Origin of the sequence: Nesterenkonia halobia (assembly GCF_039536005.1) — a bacterium.
Classification (GTDB): domain Bacteria; phylum Actinomycetota; class Actinomycetes; order Actinomycetales; family Micrococcaceae; genus Nesterenkonia; species Nesterenkonia halobia.
This window is the reverse complement of record NZ_BAAAYG010000002.1, coordinates 263,483-285,891: the sequence shown is the minus strand read 5'-3', so window position 1 is coordinate 285,891 and position 22,409 is coordinate 263,483. Positions and strand designations below refer to the sequence as shown.

The following is a 22,409-nucleotide window of genomic DNA, read 5'->3' as shown; positions in this document are numbered from 1 at the left end:
CGGCGGCCACGGTCCGACGACGTCCCCCGGCGCCCGCTCAGCCCTGGTCGCCCGAGCCGTCGTCGCCGTCGCTGTCGGAGCCATCGGAGCCGCCGCCCGAGTCGTCGCCCGAGTCGTCGCCCGAGTCGTCGTCGGACTCCTCCTCCAGGCTCAGGTCCTCGCCGGCGACCTCGCCCAGCACGCGGGCGGCCTCCTCCTGCACCGTCTCGACAGCCTTCTCCGTGCTGTCGGAGCTGAGCTCACCGTCGGCGGAGGCGGAGACGGTGACCAGCTGGGCACCCTCGCGCAGCAGCACGTTGACCGAGCGGCTCGTCGAGCCGCCGCCGGAGACCTCGCGGATCACGGCGAAGCCCTGCTCCGCAGCAGTGCGCACCGACTCCTCCTCCACCGTCGTCTCGGTGCTGACGTCGTCGCCCTCATCGTCGCCCTCATCGTCGCCCTCGTCGTCGGAGTCGGAGTCAGAGTCGGAGCCGCGGCTGGTGGTGTAGTCCGGGCAGTTCTCCACGCCCTCCTGCTCACCGTCGATCCGCGCCGCGGCGGCCTCGACGTCGAGGAAGGACATCACCGTCGCCTCGCGGCCGGCGGTCAGCGGTCCGGACGACGACCCGGACGAGCCCCCTGACCGACCCGAGCCGTCGGATCCGTCGGAGCCGTCGGAGTCCCCGGAGCCGCCAGAGCCGCCGGAGTCGCTCCCGTCCGACCCCGACTCCCCCGCCGAGACCTGCGCCGCGGCGATCAGCGCGTCGGCGGGGACGGGCATCGCGGAGGTGATCACATGCTGCTTGCACTCCTGCGGGTCCACCGCCAGACGCTGCAGCTCGGTCTCCAGGTCGCGGGCGCCGGGCAGCACATCGTCCGTGTCGGTCAGCGTCGCCGACCCGTAGACCGCACGCAGCGCCTCGCGCATCGCCTGATGGGATCGCTGCTCGCCGGAGGGGTCGGGGGCGGTGAGCTGCTCCGGACCTCCGGGATCCGGCACCTCCTCGTCGCCCGAGTCCTGCTCGACGGCGGCGGGATCCTGGCCGCAGCCGGCCAGGGCCAGGCTCGCCGCGGCGGCCAGGGCGAGCACGCCGCGCACGGGCCGTCGCCGGCCGCGAGGACCACGATCAGCACGGGCCATGATCACTGCCTCCCGGGACGCTGGGGTTCGATGAGAGCCCGTCGACGCCGGATGACGGCAACCCGGCACAGAGCCGGCCGCCGACGTCGACGCCCGAACGAGCACTGTTCAGTATGCGCGCCCGCCTCCCCCGCGGCCCTGCAGACGCGCGGGCGGGCCGCAGGTCAGCATCAGCTCCCCTGCGGCCCGCCCCGGCCGGACTCGCGTTGCGCGGCTCAGGCTGCGGCCACGTCGAGCTCCACCACGCCCCAGGACATCGCCGGCAGCGTCATGTGCAGCCGCCCGTCCTGCAGTCCGACGTCGGTCAGCGGCTTCAGCCCGACGGCGTCCTGACTGTCGACCAGGTTGGCCGTCAGCCGGTCGCCGCGCTCCGGGACTGCCAGCACCTCGGCGCTGCTGATCGCCGTGGCCTGCAGCCCGTTGAGGTTCAGGTCGACGTCGGCGGCCTCCTCGAGGCCGCGGTTGGCCACGAAGAGCACCAGCTTGCCGGCGGCCTCGTCCCAGGTCACCGTCGCGTCGACGGCGTCGACGTCGCCGAACTTCTGCGTCGGGACCTGCTCCGAGTCCACGGCCAGCCGCATGATCTGCCCGCGGGCCTTGGCCGCGATGCGGGCGAAGGGCCAGAAGATCGACTGGCGCCAGGCCGGACCGTCCTCCTCCGAGCGGATCGGGGCGATGACGTTGACCAGCTGGGCCTGGTTGGCGATCTTCACCCGGTCGCCGTGGCGCAGCAGCGAGTGCAGCAGCGTGCCGACGACGACGGCGTCGGTGACGTTGTAGGCGTCCTCGATCAGCCGCGGGTGCTTCTGCCACCCCTTGGCCACCTGATGGGGCTGGTCCTCGGTGTCCAGACCGGACTGGTACCAGACGTTCCACTCGTCGAAGGAGATGTCGACCTGCTTGGAGTGCTTGCCGGCGGCCTTGACGGCGTCGATCGTGGAGACCACGCCGTCGATGAAGGCGTCCATGTCCACAGCCTCGGCCAGGAAGGACGCGGCGTCGCCGTCGTGCTCCTGGTAGTAGGCGTGCATGGAGATGTAGTCGACCTCCTCATAGGTGTGCGACAGCACCGTGTGCTCCCAACTGCCGAAGGTCGGCATCCGCCGGTTGGAGGAGCCGACGGCGACCAGCTCGATGTCCGGGTCGACCAGCTTCATGGCCTTGGCCGACTCCTGGGCCAGCCGACCGTACTCGTCGGCGGTCTTGTGGCCGATCTGCCAGGGGCCGTCGAGCTCGTTGCCCAGGCACCACAGCTTGATGTCGAAGGGATCCTGGGTGGTGCCGGTGGCCGCGCCGTTCTTGCGGCGCAGATCCGACCAGTAGGTCCCGTGCGGATGGTTGGCGTACTCCACCAGGGCCCGGGCCTCCTCGACGCCGCGGGTGCCGAGGTTGATCGCCTCCATGATCTCGACGTCGGCCTCGCGGGCCCAGTCGACGAACTCGTGGAGGCCGAAGGCGTTGGTCTCCACGGTGTGCCAGGCGCCGTCGATGCGCACCGGGCGGTCCTCCACGGGCCCGACGCCGTCCTCCCAGCGGTAGCCGGAGACGAAGTTGCCGCCCGGGTAGCGGACCACCGTCGGACCCAGCTCGCGGACCAGCTGCATCACGTCCTGGCGGAATCCGCGGGAGTCGGCCTGCGGGTGGCCCGGCTCGTGGATGCCGGTGTAGACGCAGCGCCCCATGTGCTCGACGAACGAGCCGAAGAGCCGATGGGGGACCTCCGCGACGGTGAACGCGCGGTCGACGGTCAGATGAGCAGTGGTCATGAGTCTCCTGTCCTCACATGATGAATTCGAAAGAGTGTCCGGTGCTGCCGGGACCGGACGGCCCGGGGCGGTCCGCCGCCGGGGCCTCCCCGGCGACGGACCGACGTCGGCTCACTGGCCGCCGAAGCCGGTGGTGGCCACGCCCTGCACGATCTGGCGCTGGAAGAAGAGGAACACCAGGATCAGCGGCAGCGCGGCGAGCACCGCCTGGGCCATCACCTGGGCGTACTCGACGCCGTAGGCGCTCATCACCGTCTGCAGACCCACCGGCAGGGTCATCAGCATCGTGTCGTTGAGCACGATGAACGGCCACAGGAAGTTGTTCCACGCCTGGATGAACACGAAGATCGACACTGCGCCGAGGATCGGCCGGGACAGCGGCAGCACCACGGAGAGGAAGACCCTCAGCCGGCCGGCGCCGTCGACGCGGGCGGCGTCCTCCAGCTCGATCGGGACCGCGTCGAAGAACTTCTTCAGGATCAGCACGATCGGGGCCATGACGATCTGCGGCAGGATCAAGCCCCACGGGGTGTCCACCAGGTTGAAGGCGAGCATCTCGTAGTACAGCGGGATGATCAGCACCTGCGGCGGCACGATGATCGAGGCGATCACCGCGAAGAACAGCGTGGTCCGCCCGCGGAAGTGCAGCCGGGAGAAGGCATAGGCGGCCAGTGCGGAGATCGCCACAGTGATCACGGTGATCACCAGCGAGGTCCAGAGGCTGTTCCACGCCCAGATATAGATGTTGCCCTCGCTCAGGACCTTCTCGTAGGCCTGGGTGGTCAGTCCGTTCTCGCCGATCAGCGAGAGGCGCCCTGATGCAGCGTCCGGCTCGGTCTTGAACGAAGTGACCATGGCCCAGAAGAATGGGAACAGCCAGGTCAGAGCCATCAGGAGCAGGACTGCGAAGGCGGCGAGCCGGGCCGGACCGAAGCGCCGCTCCCCAGGCTTGGCCTGACGCCTGATGTCGGTGACGTCGGCGACGGATGCTGCGGTGCTCATCGCTGCCCCTTCCGGCGGTTGCTGATGGTGATCTGAACGATGCCGACGACGAGGATCAGCGCGAAGAACACGTAGGAGATCGCTGCGGCGTAGCCGAACTCATAGCCGACGAAGCCGGCCTCGAAGATGTACTGCACGATCGGCCGCGAAGTGTCCGAGGAGACTCCCCCGAGCATCTGGTACGCCTGATCGAAGAGCTTCAGCGAGGCCAGGATCTGCAGGACGAAGACCACACCGGTCACCGGCATCAGCTGCGGGATGGTGATCGACCAGATCTGCCGCCAACGGCTGGCGCCGTCGACGGCCGCGGCCTCGTACTGGACCTCCGGGATGTTCTGCAGCGCGGCCAGGTAGAGCAGGAAGTTGAAGCCCACCGTCCACCAGACCGTCGCTACTGTGATGGAGATCAGATCCAGATGCGGTGTCTGCAGCCAGGCGATCGGCTCGAAGCCCAACGTCGTCAGCACCTCGTTGGCCAGGCCGATCTCCGGGTCGAGCAACCAGCTCCAGATCTGTGAGATGACCGTGGAAGCCAGCAGGAACGGCATGAAGAAGGACAGCCGCCAGAGCCACTGGCCCGGCAGCCCGGTGTTCACCAGCAGCGCCATGGCCATCGCGATGATCACCAACGGGACAGTGGAGATGAGGGTGAACCACACCGTGTTGCGGATCGAGCCCCACATCTTCGGGTCGGAGAAGGCCTCGGCGTAGTTGTCCCCACCGATGAAGCTCCCTCCCGCTCCGGTGAGCGACTGGTTGGTGAAGCTCAGATAGAAGCCGTGGATCATCGGCCACACTACGAAAAGCAGGAAGGCGACCAGGAACGGCGCCAGGAAGGCCAGCGCGACCAGTCGATTCTTCCGGCGTGCCCGCCGGGCGCTGGCCTCGGCCTCGGCGGTGATCGGGGCGGCCGGCTCGGTCGTCCCGACGCGGGCCGCCGGCACCGGCGGCTGGGCAGTCTGCGGAGCCATGCTCATGCGTTCCACGTCCCTTCAGGGTCGACGGGGTTCGGCTCGGCGAGGATCTCGTCGACCATCGAGCGCAGGCCGTCCACTGCCTCTTGGAATCCTTCTCCGCTGCGAATAGCGTCCTGGACGACCTGCCCGAAGTCGGCCTGGAAGTTCGCCCCCGAGCCGGTGAACCAGGCTTTGGGGTCGTAGACGATGTGGTCGGCCGCGTCCGCGTAGTTCGCCTGCGGCTGCAGGTCGTCGTATTCCGGATCCTCCGTGATGGGCACGTACGCCGGGATATGCCCGGCTCCGGCCCAGTCGAAGGAGTTCTTCAGCAGTTCGGCGACGAAGGCGTAGGTGTCCTCGCGCTTCTGCGGGTCGGGATCCTGCTGATGCGGCAGCACGAAGGCATGTGAGTCCGCATAGACGGCGTGCCGGCCGAATACCGGCGGGATCATCTGGATGTTCACGTCGATTCCGGCGTCCTGCATCGGAGGAAGCTCCCAGACGCCGCTGAACAGCAGACCGCTGTTCCCCGCGGAGAATTCCGCGATTCCGGCGTCGATGGTGCCCTGCGAGCTCGCGATCTCACCGTCGACGAGCTCACTCATCAGCCGCAGCGATTCGACCGCGGCCTCGTCGTCGATCTTCGCCGAACCACCCTGGGGGAAGGACATCTCCGCCCCGTGCTGAGAGTAGAGCGTATAGAAGAGACGCCACATCTGGGCGCCGTCGCCGATGAATCCGTAGGAGAGCCCGTGCTGAGGAGCAGCCGCCGTGACTTCACGCAGGACCTCGACGAACTCGCCCGGTGTGCCGACCTCCGGAAACCCCCCTCCCTCGAGAACTCCCGCCTTCCGGAGAACTTCCCGATTGGAGAACAACATGAACGGGTGGGCATCCAGCGGGACGCTGTAAAGCTGATCACCGACGACGCTGTTGTCCCACATCGGACCGGTGAACGTGTCCTGGCCGACTCCGAGCTCGGCGAGCCGATCGATGTCCCAGGGATCGAGCAGCCCGCCGGGGACGTAGCCCGGAACACGCGAGGAATGCATGATCGCAGCCTCGGGTGCACGACCGCCCGAGCCGGCCATGGCCAGTTTGGTGTAGTACGGAGTGCCCCATTCCAAGACGGTCGGTCGGACGAAATAGTCGTCCTGGGAGTCGTTGATGCGGTCCAGCAGCGCCTGCATGGTGACGCCGTCGCCTCCGCTGAGGAGATGCCAGAACTGCAGGGTGTCTCTTCCCGGCGGCGTACCGGTGGGTGCGCAGCCGGCGAGCGCCCCGGCGCCCGCGAGGGCACCCACGCCGCCGAGCAGCTGTCGTCTGGTGATCATGGAACTGCCGTCCTCCACTTCATCGTGATGTGATGTGGCTGACAGCGACCTTACATCGTTGTAAATGGTGAGGCAAGACACATAGGTCGACTTTTTCAAGCAGGGTTCCCACCGCCGCGGGGTGCGATGGAGTTCAGTCCGGTCGGTGGCCGCGCGGCACCGCGCCAGGATGTCCGGTGCTCTCCCGAACGATCAGACAGTGGTCGACCGTCTGCGCCGTCGTCTCCCGCCGGCGATCGTCGAGTCGCGCCGCCAGCAGATCCAGCGCGGCGACCGCATAATCCCGATGGTCGAACGCGATGGTGGTCAGCGGCGGATTGGTGAAGGCGGCATGCTCGACGTCGTCGAAGCCGGTGAGGAGCACATCCTCCGGAACACGCACTCCAGACCGTCGCAGCACGTGGAGGGCGCCGAAGGCGATGGTGTCGGTGAAGGCGACGACCGCGTCAAAGTGGACCCTCCGATCCAGCAGCTCCTCCATTCCGGCCGCCGCCCCGGCGATGGTCCATTCCGGCAGCTGGACCTGGAGCTGTGGATCGGGATCGAGTCCGGCCGCATGGAGCGCCTCGAGATATCCTTGGAGCCGCAGTCCCGAGGTGGCCTTTCCGCCGAGTCCGTGCACGGCGCCGCCGAGCGCGGCGACGCGGCGCGCCCCGCGCTCGATGACATGGGTGGTGATCTCACGAGCGGCGGTGCGAGATTCGACGAAGACCCGATCGGTGAGATGCTGCTCCACCTCGCCGATGAGCACCACCGGCGGCAAGTGGTCGACCTGCTCGATCACGGAATCTTCGAGACGCACGGGATTGAGGATGAGACCGTCGATCAGGTGAGTACGAGCTCTCGAGACGAGCTCATACTCCCTCTCGGGCTCGGCCGCGGTCTCTTCGATCTGAACCGCCAGTCCACGCAGATGGGCCACGTCGACCACTTCGTGGGCCAGCGTCGCCGAGAACGCGGTGGCCAGATCCGGCAGCGCCACGCCGATGATGCCGGTGCGCCCGTTGCGCAGCGTGCGGGCGCTGAGATTCGGGACGAAGTCCAGCTGCCGCATCGCATCCTCCACGCGCTGGCGCGTGGGCTCGCTGACCTGGGCCGAACCGGTGACCACGTTGGACACCGTCTTCGGCGAGACGCGGGCCAGCGCGGCGACGTCCTTCATCGTGGCGCGGGGACTGCGAGGCGGCATGTTCGCCAGCATATCCCCGACGGCCGCCGGCGCAGGCTCTCCCCCGGGCCGGCGTGGGCCGCGGCGGATTCAGAACAGGATCGTGGAGAAGGTGCCGACCTGCTCGAAGCCCACCTTCCGATACGTGCGCAGCGCCGCGGCGTTGTAGCTGTTCACATACAGGCTGACAGTCGGGGCCAGCTGCAGCCCCTGCTCGACGACGGCGGCCATCCCGGGCACGGACAGCCCGCGGCCGCGGTCGGCGGGACGCACCCAGACCCCCTGGACCTGGACCACGTGATCGGTGACCGCGCCGAACTCGGCCTTGAAGACCACCTCGCCGGTGACCGGGTCGAGCAGCACCATCGCGTGCCCGTCGGCGATCAGTCGACGGATCCGCTCCTGGTAGCCGGCGGCGCCGTGCCGATAGGGCGAGAAGCCCAGCTCTTCGGTGAACATCGCCGCGCAGGCCGGCTCGACGACGTCGAACTCCTCCGGCAGCGCCGGGCGCACCCCTGGCAGCGGGGCGACGTCGGGGGGCCGGTCCGTGGCCATCAGCGGCTGCACCCCGCGGATGTCGCGCGGACTGCGCCAGCCGGCGGCGTCGAAGAGCTCCAGCACCGCCGCGGACGGACCGTAGATGGACGAGACGCGCCGGCGCATCGCCCCGATGGCCAGGCCGAAGCGCTCGGCGGCATGCTCGTCGGCGCCGACGGGGTTGATGTTCGAGCCCACCCAGCAGGCGGCGGCCAGCTCGCCGGCCGCGCCGCCGCGGGTCTCGGCGTCGATGCCCAGGAAGAGCGGTCCGCCACGGCCGTCCGCGGGGCCGGCCCCTCCCCGGGCCTCGAGCGTGGTGACCACTGAGGCAGAGGAGATCGGCTCTGCGTCCAGCAGGCGCCGCAGAGTCGGGGCGTCGTCCTCGTCGAGGATCCGCACCGCCCCGTCGGCGGCGGCGCGGATCCGCGCGGCGAGCGTGTCAGCTGACGGAGACCACAGGGGCACCCGCTGCCGGAGCATCTCCATCGGCGTCGAGATCCATCTCCTCCGCGAGGCGGTTCGCCTCATCGATCAGCGTCTCCACGATCTGGTCCTCGGGCACGGACCGGACGACCTCGCCCTTGACGAAGATCTGGCCCTTGCCGTTGCCCGAGGCCACGCCCAGGTCGGCGTCGCGCGCCTCGCCCGGACCATTGACCACGCAGCCCATCACGGCCACGCGCAGCGGGACCTCCATGCCCTCCAGGCCGGCGGTGACCTCGTCGGCCAGCTTGTAGACGTCGACCTGCGCACGTCCGCAGGACGGGCAGGAGACGATCTCCAGCTTCCGCGGCCGCAGGTTCAGCGACTCCAGGATCTGCGCCCCGACCTTGACCTCCTCGGCCGGCGGGGCCGAGAGCGAGACGCGGATGGTGTCGCCGATGCCCTTCGAGAGCAGCGAGCCGAAGGCCGTGGACGACTTGATCGTGCCCTGGAAGCCCGGACCGGCCTCGGTCACGCCCAGGTGGAGCGGCCAGTCGCCGCGCTCGGCGAGCTGCTCGTAGGCCTGGACCATGACCACCGGGTCGTGGTGCTTCACCGAGATCTTGAAGTCGTGGAAGTCGTGCTCCTCGAAGAGCGCGGCCTCCCGCACGGCGGACTCGACCAGCGCCTCCGGAGTGGCCTTGCCGTGCTTGTCCATCAGCCGCTTGTCCAGCGAGCCGGCGTTGACGCCGATGCGCAGCGAGACGCCGGCGTCCTTCGCGGCCTGGGCGATCTCGCCGACCTTGTCGTCGAACTTGATGATGTTGCCCGGGTTCACGCGCACGGCGCCGCAGCCGGCCTCGATCGCGGCGAAGACGTACTTCGGCTGGAAGTGGATGTCGGCGATCACCGGGATCTGCGACTTCTGCGCGATGATCGGCAGCGCCTCGGCGTCCTTGTCGGTCGGGCAGGCCACCCGGACGATGTCGCAGCCGGAGGCGGTGAGCTCGGCGATCTGCTGCAGCGTGGCGTTGATGTCATGCGTCTTGGTGGTCGTCATCGACTGCACCGAGATCGGGTGGTCGCTGCCGACGCCGACGTCGCCGACCTGGAAGTTGCGCGTCGTCCGGCGCGGTGCGAGCACCGGCGGCGGGGACGCCGGCATGCCGAGGTTGATGGCGGTCACAGACACTCCTGGGATGTGGACTTCTGTCTCTGGTCGGGGATGGACCCGGCTGTCCCCATGGTACGCCGCCCCGCCGAGTCCGGCCCATTCTGCCCCCGTCCCCGGTGCCGCCGGGCGCAGGCGCCGGCTCCCCTACTGCTGGGAGAAGGCGGCGTCGAAGGAGGCCTCGGGCTGCTTCCAGAGCAGCTCGCGGATCCGCCCGATCGCCTCGGCGGCGCCGTGCAGCCGGTCCATGCCGGCGTCCTCCCACTCGATGGAGATCGGCCCGTCGTAGCCGATGTGGTTCAGCGCGCGGAAGGCGTCCTCCCAGGGCACGTCGCCGTGGCCGGTGGAGACGAAGTCCCAGCGCCGCCGCGGGTCGCCCCAGGGCAGATGCGAGCCGAGCAGCCCCGCCCGACCGGTGGCCGGGCGCAGCCGGGTGTCCTTGCAGTCGACGTGGTAGATCCGGTCGGCGAAGTCGGTGATGAATCCCACGGTGTCGATGCCCTGCCAGAGCATGTGCGAGGGGTCCCAGTTCAGCCCGAAGGCCTCGCGATGGCCGATCGCCTCCAGGGCGCGCACCGTCGTCCAGTGGTCGTAGGCGATCTCCGAGGGGTGGACTTCGAGGGCGAACTTCACCCCCTGGGCGTCGAACTCGTCCATGATCGGGTTCCAGCGGTCGGCGAAGTCCTGGTAGCCGGCGTCGACGACGTCGGCCGGGACCGGCGGGAACATCGCCACGTACTTCCAGATCTGCGAACCGGTGAAGCCGACGACGACGTCGGCGCCGAGCTTGCGCGCCACGCGCGCCGAGCGCTTCATGTCCTCCGCCGCCCGGGTGCGGACTCCCTCCGGGTCGCCGTCGCCCCAGACGTAGTCGCGCAGGATGGCCTGGTGCCGGAAGTCGATCGGGTCGTCGCAGACCGCCTGGCCGCCCAGATGGTGGGAGATCGCCCAGACCTTCAGCCCGTGCTCGGCGAGGATGTCCAGACGGGACTGGACGTAGTCGTCGTCCTCGTCGGCGCGCTTGAGATCCAGGTGATCGCCCGAGGCGGCGATCTCCAGTCCGTCGTAGCCCCAGTCCGCCGCCCGGCGGGCCAGCTCCTCGAACTCCATGTCCGCCCACTGGCCGGTGAACAGCGTCACCGGGTGCGAGGCCTGCTGCGTATGGCTCATCGTCGTGCGTTCCTCTCCTGTCGTCGGTGCTGACGTCGGTGCTGACGTCGGTGCTGACGTCAGCCCCGTCGTCGATCCTGCGGGCGCCGGCCCGCTCAGTCCAGGTCCACCCAGCCGCCGTGCTCGGCCGAGGAGACCACTGCGTCGATGACCGCGTTGGCCCGCGCGCCGTCGGCGAAGCTCGGCAGCCCGTGCGGGGTCTCGCCGTCGACTGCCGCGTAGACGTCCCGGGCGAAGGCGGTGAAGGCGTCGAGGTAGCCCATCGGATGCCCGGCGGGGACCAGATTCAGCCGAGCGGCGTCGGCGGCCAGCGCCGCGGCGTCGCGCGTCACAGTGCGCGAGGCCTCGACCCCGCCGATCCACAGCTCGTCGGGATGCTCCTGGTCGAAGACCACGCTGGTCTCGGTGCCGGCCAGCTCCAGGGTCAGCGCGTTCTTCCGGCCGGCGTCGACCTGCGAGACCATCAGCGAGCCCACTGCCCCGGAGCGCAGCTGCACCGTCAGCGCCGCGGCGTCCTCGGTGGTGACCTCGACGCCCCCGCGCCGCGGGTGGGCGATCGTCGTCGCCGCGGCCAGCCGGACGATCCGGTCGCCGGAGAGGAACTCCAGCAGATCGGCCAGATGCGAGCCGACGTCGCCGAAGGCCCGCGAGCGCCCCGCGGCCTGCGGATCCACCCGCCAGTTGCCGGCCTCGGGGTCGAGCATCCAGTCCTGCAGATAGGAGCCGCGGACGGTGAGCAGCCGCCCCAGCTCCCCGGCTGCCACATGGGCCGCGGCCTGCCGGGCCATGGGGTGGAAGCGGTAGATGAAGGGCACGGCGGCGACGACGCCGGCGTCGGCGGCCCGCGCGGCCAGGTCCTCGGCCTCGGCGGCGTCGAGGGCCAGCGGCTTCTCGCAGACCACGTGGCGGCCGGCCTCCAGCGCGGTGCGCACATGTCCGGCGTGGGAGGCGTTGGGCGAGCAGACGTGGACGACGTCGACCTGCTCGACCAGCTCGGCGACGTCGTCGACGGCGGCGGTGCCCAGCTGTCCGGCGGCCGCGGCCGAGCGCTCGGGGCTCGAGGAGGTCACCCCGACCACCTCGGCTCCGGCCGCTCGGGCGGCATGGCTGTGCACGCGGCCCATGAACCCGCCGCCGACGATGCCGACTGTCAGCTTCTGCATTTCGAGTACCTCTCTTCTCTGCGCGTCTGATCTGCGCGGACGGCGCCCCGGCCCGCGGACCGGGACGCCGTCGGAGTCGGGGCGGGTCACTTGACGGCTCCGGTGGAGAGCCCGGTGACCAGGTGCCGCTGGACGATCATGAAGCCGATCAGCACCGGCAGCGAGACCACCACCGAGGCGGCCATCAGCTGGTTCCAGAACACGTCCGTCTGCGAGGCGTAGGCCCGCAGTCCCACGGCCAGCGTGCGGGTGTCGGCATTGGTCATCACCGAGGCGAAGAGCACCTCGCCCCAGGCGGTGATGAAGCAGTAGACCGAGACGGCGACGATGCCCGGGCGGGCCACCGGGAGCACGACCCGCCACAGCGCCCCCATCCGGGTGGTGCCGTCGATCAGCGCGGCCTCCTCCAGGTCCTTCGGGATGGAGGCGAAGAAGCCGGCGAGCATCCAGATGGCGAAGGGCAGCGAGAAGGTCATGTAGGTGATGATCAGTCCGAGGTGGGAGCCGTTGAGCTGGACCCCGACAGTGCGCTGCAGCTGGGTGAAGATCAGGAACAGCGGCAGCAGGAACAGGATCCCGGGGAACATCTGGGTCGACAGCACCATCAGGCTGAACGTCCGGGCCCCCTTGAACGGGAACCGCGAGAGCGCGTAGGCCGCCAGGACGGCGATGACCACGGAGAACGCCGTGGCGATGCAGACCACGATCAGGCTGTTGAGGAAGTAGTCGGCCAGCGGCACGGTCTTCCAGATGTCCAGATACGGCTGGAGGGTGATCTCCGAGGGAATCCAGGTGAAGATGCCCTGGACGTCCTCCAGCGGCTTCAGGCTGGTGATGACGACGACGAACAGCGGCACGACGACGACGGCGCTGAGGAACACCAGCCCGAAGGCGCGCAGGATCTTGAATCCACGGGTCTCAATCATTGAGCTGCTTCCCCTTCGGCATGACGAGTCGGATGTAGACGGCCGAGACGACCAGCAGCAGCACCAGCAGCAGGGTGCTCATCGCGCCGCCGAGGCCGAAGTTCCAGTAGTTGAACGACTGCTCGTAGATCAGCGGCGAGACCAGCATGGCCTCCTCCGGGGATCCGGAGCCGAACAGCACGTAGGGGATGTTGAACTGGTTGAAGATCCACAGCCCCAGGATCAGCAGCATGACCAGATTGGCCTGGCGGATCATCGGCAGGGTGATGGTGGTGAACTGCTTCCACGTGCTGGCGCCGTCCATCGCCGCGGCCTCGTAGACGTCGGTGGGGATGTTCTGCAGCGCCGCCAGCAGCATCAGGAAGGCGAAGGGCCAGAACTGCCAGACGGTGACGATGACCAGCACCCAGAAGGCGTTGTCGCCGAGCAGCCAGAAGGGGCGATCGTCGAGGATGCCCAGGTCGTCGACGAGGAAGCGGTTCACCGCGCCGTCGGACTGGTTGAACATGAACGCCCAGGCGATCGCGCCGACGTACTGCGGCAGCGCGTACGGGGTGAGGAACAGCGTCCGCAGGAAGCCCCGGCCGCGGACCTTGGAGGTCAGCAGCACTGCGCCGAACATGCCCAGCGCCCAGGCCAGCGCGAGACTGATCAGCGTGTAGGCGACGGTGCGCAGCAGTGCCGCGTAGAACTGGCCGCCGATCGCGCCAGCGGGGTCGAGCCCCTCGATGAAGTTCTCCATGCCGACGAACGGCGCCTCGGTCCAGTTGCCGATGGTCAGCTGCGTCAGCCCGAGGAAGGCGATGCACACGCCCAGGATCATCGGGATGATGTGGATCAGCAGCTCCATCACGCTGGCCGGCGCGATCAGCGCATAGGGGAAGATCCGGGTGCGCCAGCCGCCGCCGGCGGTCTGGACCACCTGATTGGCGACGGCGGCCTGGGTCTTCTTCTCGCGGCGGCGTCGCCTGCGCTCCTCGCGCGGAGCACGCACGCCCTGTGGTGCAGCCATGAGGTCTCTTCCTTCCAGTCGTCCCGCGCCGCACGGCGGCTCGGCATCCGCCGAGCCGCCGTGCGGCGCGGGACCTCGGAGGCGTCACGCCGCCTCCGACGTCGCGGACGGGGATCAGAACGGGGTGGGTACCGGGGCGGGGACCCGGGTCAGTCCATCTGGGTCTGCGCATCCTCGAGCGCGGAGCGGACGTCGTCCTCGCTGATCTCGGTGCCCTGCGCGGCGTCGGCCAGCAGGTCCCGGATCGCGGTGCCGACGGTCGTCTCCATCTGCGCCTCGGAGGTCTGCAGCGGCATCGGCCGGGCGTGGTTCTCCAGGATGTCCTGCTTCAGCTGGATCTCCTCGGTCTGGAAGGCCTCCTCCTCGTCATAGACCTCGTTCACCACCGGCAGGGCGGTGAACTCCTGGTTGAGGTAGGACTGCTCCTCGTTGCTGGTCATGTGGTCGACGAAGGCGACGGCGGCGTCCTTGTTGTCCGAGTTCTCGAAGACGCTGATGTTGATGCCGGCGACGTGGGACTGGGTGGCCTCGATGCCCTCGGCGTCGGCGTCGAGCATCGGGATCGGGGCGGCCTCGTAGTTCTCGAAGTCACGGTTGTTGAAGACGTTGCCCGGCGCCTGGTCGAAGACCATGGCCGCATCGCCGGAGGCGACCTGCTGGACCGACTCGCTGCCGTTGGTCAGCTCGGCGTCGCCGGGGGCGACGACCTCGTCCTCGGCCATCAGGTCCACCCACTCCTTGACGCCGGCGACGATGCCGTCGGCGGCGAACTGCGGCTCTCCGTCCTCGGTGTAGAGCGTGTCGCCGTGCTGCAGGCCGCGGATGAAGGCCTGATGGGCGTTGTTGGTGTAGGAGGAGCCGGCCATCGTGAAGCCGTGCTGGTCGATCGACCCGTCGCCGTCGGTGTCCTGGGTGAGCTCCTGGGCGACCTCGACGAACTCGTCCCAGGTCTCCGGCGGCTCCTCGATGCCGGCCTCGGAGAAGATCTCGGTGTTGTAGTACATCGAGTAGCTCAGCGCGTAGAGCGGGACCGAGGTCGGGGTCTCGCCCTCGGCGCCGCCGGTGGCCCAGCTGGACTCGATGAAGCGGTCCGCCCCGCCGATGGTCTCCAGCGCGTCGCCCTCCCAGGGCATGAAGGCCCCGGTGGCCTGCATCGAGGTGGCCCAGGTGTTGCCGATGTTGAGCACATCTGGTCCGTTGCCCGAGGAGACCGCCGTGAGGATGCGGTTCTGCAGGTCGCTCCAGGGGATGACCTCCAGCTCGACGTCGACGCCGGTCTCCTCGGTGAAGCGGTCGATGGTCTCGGTCAGGACCTCCTCGTCCTCGGTGATCGAGGCGCCCTGGTTGGAGGCCCAGTAGGTGATGGTGCCGGAGATGTCGCCGGTGTCGACCTCTTCGGCCTCTCCGGAGCCGCAGCCCGCCAGGGCGGCGGTGCTCAGCGCGGCGACGGACAGCACGGATGCGGTGCGGCGGATGGTGGCCATGGTGATCGGTGTCCTTCTCTCGTGTGGTGGTGCGGTGATGTGCGGTTCACAGGTGCGTGCCGACGGATCAGAGCGTGCGCTCGGTGGGGTCCCAGCCGTCGGGCAGCAGCGCGGAGGGCTCCACAGTGGAGGTCACCTCGACGAACTGCCCCGACTCGGCGGCCTCGGTGATGGCGACCATGATGTCCAGGGTGTGGAAGGCCAGCTCCCCGGGGACCCGCTCTGTCTGGCCTGAGCGCAGGCAGCGCGCCAGATCGGCCGCGCCGGTGCCGCGGGTGGTGAAGGTGCCCGTCGGCTCGACGGTCCGCAACTCGCCGTCGCCGGTGTGCAGCGTGGTCTCGCCGCCGAACTCGTTGGGGTCGGGGAAGACCGCCGTGCCCTCAGTACCGGCGATCTCGACGAAGCCGGCGCGCGGCAGCTTCGAGTCGAAGCTGAAGACCGCCTGCGCGCTGGAGCCGGACTCGAACTCGATCAGCGCGCTGTGATGCGTGGGCACCTCGACGGGGAACTCGGTGCCGGCCTTCGGCCCGCTGCCGATCACCCGGCTGTCCCGCGCCGTCGACGACGTCGCCGCCACCCGGCGCACCGGGCCGAAGACCTGCACCAGCGTGGTCAGGTAATAGGGCCCGACGTCGAACAGCGGTCCGCCGCCGCGGGCGAAGAGGAACTCCGGGCTGGGGTGCCAGGACTCCGGACCCGGCACCTGGAAGAGCGCCAGACCGGTCAGCGGCGTGCCCACCGCGCCCTCGCGGATCTGCCGCAGGGCGGTCTGCAGCCCGGCGCCGAGGAAGGTGTCCGGCGCGACGGCGACGCGGACGCCGGCCGCCTCGGCGGCCTGCTTGAGCTCGCGGCCGGACTCGCGGTCCAGCGCGTAGGGCTTCTCGCCCCAGACATGCTTGCCGGCGGCGATCGCCTGCTTCGCGACCTCGACGTGGACGGCGGGGATGGTCAGGTTGACCACGATCTCGATCGCGTCGTCGGCGAGCAGCTCCTCGAAGCTGCCCGAGGCCGGCACACCCCAGTCGGCGGCGCGCTCGGCGGCCCGGGAGGCATCGATGTCGGCGATGAAGCGCACGTCGAGGTCCGGGAACCGGGTGAGATTGCCCAGGTACTGCTCGGAGATCGTGCCGGCGCCGACGATGCCGACCCCGACGGGGCCCGATCCGGCGGATCCGGCGGCGGGGCGGGCGGCGGCCTGCGGGCTGGTGCTGGTGTTCACGCGGGGGTGCTCCTTCGAAGCGGTGGTCGGGCGGTGAGCGCGAAGATGAGCGCGATGCTGGGCGGCGGGCGAGGTCGGCGTCCGAGTCAGGCGAGGCCGGCGAGGAAGCGGCGGCTGGACGCGACGGCGGCGAAGATCTCGCCGGCGTGGTCGTCCAGCTCGACGACGGGCAGCGCCTGCGGCGCGGCGGCGAGGATCTCGGCGACGGGCAGGTCTCCGGAGCCGACGGCGACCTGGTCGGTGTTCTCGCGGGTGCGCGGGCCGTCCTTCACGTGCAGGGCCACCACCTGCTCGCCCAGCCGTGACAGCAGCTCCACGGCGGAGACCCCGCCGACTTCGGCCCAGTAGGTGTCGACCTCCAGGTCGACCGCCTCGCCGACGGCGGCGGCGAGGACCTCCAGCGCCGGGACGCCGTCGATGCGGTTCTCCAGCTCGAAGGCGTGGTTGTGATATCCGACCCGCAGGCCGCGGTCGGCGGCCTGAGCGGCGAGCCCGCGCAGCTCCGCGGCCACCCCCTCGACGTCCTCGCGGGTGGTCCAGCGCCGCGGGTCGATCATCGGGTCGATGACCGTCGAGACGCCGAGGCTCTCGGCGGCGTCGAAGGCCGCCCGGGGGTCGCCGTCGACGAGCGTCACGTGCGCCGTCGGCGCAGTCAGTCCGAGACGGCGCAGCGGCTCGACCAGCACGGCGGCGCGGGCGTCCAGGCCGAAGGGCTCGACCTGGGTGAAGCCGATCGTCGCCAGGCGCTCGAGCGTGCCGGCCGGGTCGGCGTCGAGGGCCTCGCGCACGGTGTACAGCTGGATGGAGGGGGTCTTCATGGCGAGGCTGTCGCTCCTTCGCATCGCGGGCGGGGCTCGGCGGATCCGTCGTCGAGCTCTCCGCATCATGTGATCGGCATCGTGTGATCGGCATCACGGCCGGCTTGCCCTCGTCACACTATGCGCACTTCTGGCGCGGGTCAACAGAACTTCGGAACAAATCGCCGGTACCTGGACGATCGGTGCGAGAAGTGTGATTCACTGGATGATCATGGAGACTGACCACCTGCTCCCGAATCCCCTGGGCGCCGGCGGCCCGAGCGGCCCCAGCGGCGTGTTCCAGCTGCTGCGCGACGGCACGCCCAAGACGCGCACCGAGCTCGCCGACCGGACCGGCATGGCCCGCTCGACGATCAATGATCGGCTGGCCGCGCTCACCGAGCTGGGCCTGGTCGGCTCGGCCACCGACGGCGCCTCCACCGGCGGGCGACCGCCCCGCCGGGTCGCCCTCCTCCCGGAGGCCCGGCTCGTGCTGGCCGTGGACCTCGGCGCCTCCCATCTGCGCCTGGCAGTCTGCGATCTGCTCAACCGGCAGCTCGCCGCCGCCGAGGAGCCGGTGGACATCGCCGCCGGGCCCGAGCAGCTGCTGGGACGAGTGCTGGAGCGCGCCGACGAGCTGCTGACCCGCATCGGCCGCGAGCGCCGGGCGATCATGGCGGTGGGCATCGGCCTGCCCGGGCCGGTGCACTTCGGCACCGGCCGGCCCAGCCGCCCGCCGATCATGCCCGGCTGGGACGGCTTCGACGTGCCGGGCTGGTTCCGCCAGCACCTGAGCGCGCTGGTGCTGGTGGACAACGACGTCAACATCATGGCGCTCGGCGAGCACAGCCAGCTCAGCCGCAGCGCCGAGCACTTCCTCTTCGTCAAAGTCGCCACCGGCATCGGCGCCGGCATCATCTCCGGCGGACGGCTGCAGCGCGGAGCCCAGGGCATCGCCGGCGACATCGGCCATGTCCGGGTCAGCTCGGGCGACGGCATCTTCTGCCGCTGCGGCAACGAAGGCTGCCTGGAGGCGGTCGCCTCCGGCTCACGGATCGCGGCGATCCTGCGCGAAGCCGGCCACCCCGAGATCTCCACCGGCGGCGACGTCGTCCGGCTCGTCGACGCCGGAGACCTCGAGGCCATGGGCGCGGTCCGGCAGGCCGGCCGGGACCTGGGAGAGGTGCTGGCCGCCTCGATCAGCTTCCTCAACCCCGAGGTCATCGCCGTCGGCGGACGCATGGCCGCCGCCGGCGAGCATCTGCTGGCCGGAGTGCGCGAAGTGGTCTTCCAGCGGGCGATGCCGCTGGCGACCCAGCAGCTCGACATCCGCCAGGCCGTCGAACACCACGGCGCCGGCACGCGCGGGGCCAGCATCCTGGCGCTGCACCACGCCCTCTCCCCCGCCGGCGTCGACGCGCTGGCCGCCGCGGCCGCCGCCTCCCCCGCGCCGGCGGCGGACTGAGGTGCCCTGAGGAGGACTCAGGCGGACCTCGCGGCGGCCCGCTCAGGGGCAGGGGTGGATCAGGGGTCGGTGTCGCTGAAGAGCCGGATCGGCTCGACGATGTCGGCGAAGATCAGCAGCACCCCCATGCCCAGCAGCAGCGCGGCGACCACGTAGGTCAGCGGCAGCATCTTCGACAGGTCGAAGGGTCCGGGGTCGGGCCTGCCGCGCAGCTTCGCCAGCCGACGGCGCAGCGCCTCGTAGAGCGCGCCGGCGACGTGTCCGCCGTCGAGCGGCAGCAGCGGCAGCAGGTTGAAGACCATCAGTGCGACGTTGACCCCGGCCACCAGCGAGACCAGCGTGGCCAGCCGCGACTCCACCGGGATCTGGTCCTGGACCGAGAGCTCGCCGGCGATGCGCCCGACGCCGACGACGCTCATCGGCCCGTCGGGGTCGCGCTCGGCCTCGGTGAAGGTCGCCAGCGCGACGTCGTAGAGCCGCATCGGCAGCTCGGCGACCACCCCGAAGACCGCTGTGGACTGGTGGTAGACCTGCGGGCCGGCCTCCCAGGGCGGCTGCCGGACCATCGCCTGGTCGGCGCCGACGCCGATGAAGCCGACCTCCTCGGTGACGATCTCGCCGGCGCCGTCGCGCTCGGCCCGGCCCAGCGCCCCGGTGACCGGCCGTTCGGCGCGGATCGGCGTGATCTGCGCGGTGTGCTGCTCGCCGTCGCGCTGGTACCCGATGGAGCTGGTCTCCCCCGCCGCCTGCCGGATGAGCCCGGTGAGCTCGTCCCAGCCGTCGACGTCCGCGCCGGCGAAGGAGACGATCTCGTCGCCGGGGCGCAGCCCGGCCGCGTAGGCGGGACCGGCGGGGTCGTCGGCGCCGCAGCTCTGCTGTCCGCCGGCGACGGCGTCCTCGGTGGCCACGCATTCGTAGACGGTGCGCAGCTGGGTGGTCGGCTCGGCGGTGCCGTGCAGCGAGATCGTGCCGGCGGTGAGCGCCAGCGCGATGACCAGGTTCATCGCCGGGCCGCCGAGCATGATGATGATCCGCTTCCAGACGGCCAGCCGGTGGAACATCCGGTCCTCGTCGCCTTCGCGCAGCTCCTCGGCGGCAGTCTGCCGGGCGTCGGCGGAGAGCTGCTGGAACAGTCCGGTGGACTGCGAGGCGACAGTGCGCGTGCCGCCGGGACGTCCTTCCTCGGCGTCGGCGGCTCCGGCGGCGTCGCCGGTGGACTCTCCTGCCTGCCCCGGCGCGCCGGGGGCCTGGGCGTACTCGGCGGCCCACTCGGCGGGCACGTCCGACGGCGGCGGGTCGTCGACGTCGGCGTCGGCCTCCGAGCCGTCCTCCGCGCCGTCGGCCCGGTGCGGCTCCGGCGGCGGGTACATGCCGATCATCGCCACATAGCCGCCCAGCGGGATCGCCTTGATCCCGTACTCGGTCTCGCCGCGGCGCCGCGAGAAGAGCGTGGGGCCGAAGCCGACCATGTACTGGGTGACGCGGACGTTGAACAGCTTGGCCGGCAGCAGATGGCCGATCTCGTGCAGGGCGATGGACAGCGCGATGCCCAGCGCGACGATCAGCACTCCGGCGGTCATCAGCAGGATGTCCATGGGGTCAGCCTCCCACTGTCCGGCGTGCGGCGGCGATGTGCTCCTCGGCCAGCGCTCGGGCCTGCTGCTCGGCGCCGAGCACGTCCTCGAGGCTCGGCGTCGGCGCCGTGCCGCCGTCATGGGCGGCGAGCACCTCCTGGACGGTGGCCAGGATGCCCGGGAAGCTCAGCCGTCCGGCGTGGAAGGCCTCGACGGCCTGCTCGTTGGCCGCGTTGTAGACGGCCATATGCGTCGGCGAGGCCGCCGCGGCCTGCTTGGCCAGCCGCACCGCGGGGAAGGCGGCGTCGTCGAGCGGCTCGAAGTCCCAGCTCATCGGACGCGTCCAGTCCACCGGCTCGTCGACGGCGGCCAGCCGGTGCGGCCAGGACAGTCCGAGGGCGATGGGCACCAGCATCCGCGGCGGTCCGGCCTGGGCCAGCGTGGAGCCGTCGCGGAACTCCACCAGCGAGTGGATGATCTGCTGCGGGTGGACCACCGGGACGATGTCCTCCAGCGGGACGTCGAAGAGCAGATGCGCCTCGACGACCTCCAGGGCCTTGTTGACCATCGTCGCCGAGTTGGTGGTCACCATCCGACCCATGGAGAAGTTCGGGTGCCGCAGCGCCTGCCGCGGGGTGACCTCGGCCAGCCGGGCGGCGTCCCAGCCGCGGAACGGTCCGCCGGAGGCGGTGATGATCAGCCGGTGCACCTCGCTCGCACCGGGCTGGTGCGGCATATGCGTCGCCGCGCAGAGCCCGCGCTCATGCCGGCCGGAGCTCAGCGCCTGGGCCAGCGCCGAGTGCTCGGAGTCGACCGGCACGACCTGCCCGGGCCGCTGCACGGCGGCGGCGACCAGCGCCCCGCCGACGACCAGCGACTCCTTGTTCGCCAGCGCGAGCGTGGCCCCGGAGTCCAGGGCCGCCAACGTCGGACGCAGCCCGACCGAGCCGGTCATGCCGTTGAGCACGACGTCGGCGCCGACGCCCGCGCAGGCCTCCGCGGCGTCCTCGCCGGTGTGGATCTGGATCTCGTGGCCGACGCCGGCGTCGGCCAGCGCCTCGACCAGCGGCGGGTTCTGCGGGTTCTCGGCGGTGCCGCCGTCGACGGCGATGCCGACCACCGTCGCCCCCGTGGCCGCGACCTGGGCGGCGAGCTGCTCGGTGGCGCGGCCGGCGGCCAGCGCGAGCACCTCGAAGCGTCCGGGGTTGGCGGCGACGACCTGCAGCGCCTGGGTGCCGATCGAGCCGGTGGAGCCCAGCAGCGCCAGCCGGCGCACTCCGGTCTCCGCCGTGCTGGGCAGGCGCGCGGCGAGGTGCTCGACGGCTGCGGGATCGGCCGCATCGGCCACGGCGGCCGCGGCGGCGTCGGGACCTGCGGCGTCGGGACCTGCGGCGGCTGGCGACGGGTCGGCGTCGGGATTCCGGGAGGACTGCATGGGGCCATTATCGCCCCGGCCGGCGGCGGGCGCGGAATCCCATGTCGGAATCGGTGCGCGCGATCGGCGGCACGACCGGTACGCTGGCAGGACACGCAGGGGACGTCCCCTGCCGTCGCCGCGCCCGATGACGTGTGCGGCCCTGACCGTTGCACCGCCGGCGCCCCGGCCGGTCCTCCCAGCCCATGCCGTGTCCGACCACGAGGAGCCTCATCGCGATGATCACGCTGCGGGAAGTCCAGTCCAGCGACCTGGATCGCTTCTTCGAGTTCCAGCAGGACGCCGACGCCGCCCACATGGCCGGCTTCGCCTCGACGAACCCGTCGGACCGCTCGATCTTCGACCACCACTGGCACGAGCTGCTCTCCTCGGACGACACCATCGTGCGGACCATCGACTTCGACGGCGAGCCCGTCGGGTCGATCGCCGCCTTCGAGGACGAGGACTCGCGCGAGATCATGTTCTGGACGGACAAGCGCTTCTGGGGCCGCGGGCTGACCCGCTCGGCGGTGACCCGCTTCCTGGAGGACTTCCCCGAGCGTCCGGTGTCCGCCCGCGTCGTCGTGGACAACGGCGGCACGCTGTCCATCCTGCAGGCGCTGGGCTTCCGCGAGATCGGGCGCGAGTCGAGCTTCTCCAACGTCCGCGCCGAAGTCGTCGAGGAGATCCTCCTGCAGCTCGACTGAG

At 70.5% G+C, this 22,409-nt stretch carries 19 protein-coding genes; 2 read left to right on the top strand and 17 right to left on the bottom strand.

The window, feature by feature from the left end; genetic code table 11:
• Nucleotides 1-37 precede the first annotated feature (37 nt).
• From ABD652_RS02055 to ABD652_RS01985, 15 genes are all read right to left on the bottom strand, one after another.
• On the bottom strand, nt 38-1,120 hold the full coding sequence (locus ABD652_RS02055; protein WP_344717635.1) for a hypothetical protein: 1,083 nt from the start codon (nt 1,118-1,120) through the stop codon (nt 38-40).
• 215 nt (nt 1,121-1,335) lie between these two features.
• Entirely contained in the window at nt 1,336-2,886 is a 1,551-nt protein-coding gene (arfA, locus tag ABD652_RS02050) for an arabinosylfuranosidase ArfA (protein ID WP_344717633.1), read from the bottom strand.
• Between the two features lie 111 nt (nt 2,887-2,997).
• A complete protein-coding gene (locus ABD652_RS02045; RefSeq protein WP_344717631.1) occupies nt 2,998-3,888 on the bottom strand; it encodes a carbohydrate ABC transporter permease in 891 nt (296 codons plus the stop codon).
• Nucleotides 3,885-4,865: a carbohydrate ABC transporter permease gene (locus tag ABD652_RS02040; RefSeq protein WP_425574529.1), complete on the bottom strand. Its 981-nt coding sequence runs from the start codon at nt 4,863-4,865 to the stop codon at nt 3,885-3,887. Before ABD652_RS02040 ends, ABD652_RS02045 begins: the two co-directional genes overlap by 4 nt.
• Complete coding sequence (locus ABD652_RS02035) at nt 4,862-6,277, bottom strand: extracellular solute-binding protein (protein ID WP_344717627.1); 1,416 nt, start codon at nt 6,275-6,277, stop codon at nt 4,862-4,864. The genes ABD652_RS02040 and ABD652_RS02035 overlap by 4 nt, the downstream gene beginning before the upstream one ends.
• 34 nt (nt 6,278-6,311) lie before the next feature.
• On the bottom strand, nt 6,312-7,367 hold the full coding sequence (locus ABD652_RS02030) for a LacI family DNA-binding transcriptional regulator (protein ID WP_344717625.1): 1,056 nt from the start codon (nt 7,365-7,367) through the stop codon (nt 6,312-6,314).
• A 69-nt stretch (nt 7,368-7,436) separates the two neighbouring features.
• The gene (locus ABD652_RS02025; protein WP_344717623.1) at nt 7,437-8,369 is read right to left on the bottom strand and encodes a GNAT family N-acetyltransferase; all 933 of its coding nucleotides are present in this window, start codon (nt 8,367-8,369) and stop codon (nt 7,437-7,439) included.
• On the bottom strand, nt 8,323-9,471 hold the full coding sequence (gene ispG / locus ABD652_RS02020; protein ID WP_344717939.1) for a flavodoxin-dependent (E)-4-hydroxy-3-methylbut-2-enyl-diphosphate synthase: 1,149 nt from the start codon (nt 9,469-9,471) through the stop codon (nt 8,323-8,325). The genes ABD652_RS02025 and ispG overlap by 47 nt, the downstream gene beginning before the upstream one ends.
• A 153-nt stretch (nt 9,472-9,624) precedes the next feature.
• Nucleotides 9,625-10,647, bottom strand: coding sequence for a sugar phosphate isomerase/epimerase family protein (locus tag ABD652_RS02015; RefSeq protein ID WP_344717621.1), 1,023 nt, complete (start codon nt 10,645-10,647; stop codon nt 9,625-9,627).
• Between the two features lie 95 nt (nt 10,648-10,742).
• Nucleotides 10,743-11,810: a Gfo/Idh/MocA family protein gene (locus tag ABD652_RS02010; protein ID WP_344717619.1), complete on the bottom strand. Its 1,068-nt coding sequence runs from the start codon at nt 11,808-11,810 to the stop codon at nt 10,743-10,745.
• Between the two features lie 86 nt (nt 11,811-11,896).
• Nucleotides 11,897-12,736 carry a carbohydrate ABC transporter permease gene (locus ABD652_RS02005; RefSeq protein WP_344717617.1) on the bottom strand — a complete coding sequence of 280 codons (840 nt, stop codon included), beginning with the start codon at nt 12,734-12,736 and terminating at the stop codon, nt 11,897-11,899.
• Nucleotides 12,729-13,748, bottom strand: a complete 1,020-nt coding sequence (locus ABD652_RS02000; protein ID WP_344717615.1) for a carbohydrate ABC transporter permease — start codon at nt 13,746-13,748, stop codon at nt 12,729-12,731. The genes ABD652_RS02005 and ABD652_RS02000 overlap by 8 nt, the downstream gene beginning before the upstream one ends.
• A 149-nt stretch (nt 13,749-13,897) precedes the next feature.
• Nucleotides 13,898-15,232 carry an ABC transporter substrate-binding protein gene (locus ABD652_RS01995; RefSeq protein ID WP_344717613.1) on the bottom strand — a complete coding sequence of 445 codons (1,335 nt, stop codon included), beginning with the start codon at nt 15,230-15,232 and terminating at the stop codon, nt 13,898-13,900.
• Nucleotides 15,233-15,299: 67 nt separating this feature from the next.
• Nucleotides 15,300-16,451: a Gfo/Idh/MocA family protein gene (locus ABD652_RS01990; protein ID WP_344717611.1), complete on the bottom strand. Its 1,152-nt coding sequence runs from the start codon at nt 16,449-16,451 to the stop codon at nt 15,300-15,302.
• Between the two features lie 86 nt (nt 16,452-16,537).
• Nucleotides 16,538-17,269, bottom strand: coding sequence for a sugar phosphate isomerase/epimerase family protein (locus ABD652_RS01985; protein ID WP_344717609.1), 732 nt, complete (start codon nt 17,267-17,269; stop codon nt 16,538-16,540).
• A gap of 205 nt (nt 17,270-17,474) precedes the next feature.
• On the opposite strand from ABD652_RS01985, the gene ABD652_RS01980 reads away from it, so the two are divergent.
• Entirely contained in the window at nt 17,475-18,713 is a 1,239-nt protein-coding gene (locus ABD652_RS01980; protein ID WP_344717606.1) for an ROK family transcriptional regulator, read from the top strand.
• Nucleotides 18,714-18,772: 59 nt separating this feature from the next.
• Here ABD652_RS01980 and ABD652_RS01975 read toward each other — a convergent pair whose 3' ends face one another.
• Both ABD652_RS01975 and dxr read right to left on the bottom strand, forming a co-directional pair.
• Nucleotides 18,773-20,308, bottom strand: coding sequence for a M50 family metallopeptidase (locus ABD652_RS01975; protein ID WP_344717604.1), 1,536 nt, complete (start codon nt 20,306-20,308; stop codon nt 18,773-18,775).
• Nucleotides 20,309-20,312: 4 nt separating this feature from the next.
• Nucleotides 20,313-21,722, bottom strand: a complete 1,410-nt coding sequence (gene dxr, locus ABD652_RS01970; RefSeq protein WP_344717602.1) for a 1-deoxy-D-xylulose-5-phosphate reductoisomerase — start codon at nt 21,720-21,722, stop codon at nt 20,313-20,315.
• 218 nt (nt 21,723-21,940) lie between these two features.
• On the opposite strand from dxr, the gene ABD652_RS01965 reads away from it, so the two are divergent.
• On the top strand, nt 21,941-22,408 hold the full coding sequence (locus ABD652_RS01965) for a GNAT family N-acetyltransferase (RefSeq protein WP_344717600.1): 468 nt from the start codon (nt 21,941-21,943) through the stop codon (nt 22,406-22,408).
• Nucleotide 22,409 lies beyond the last annotated feature (1 nt).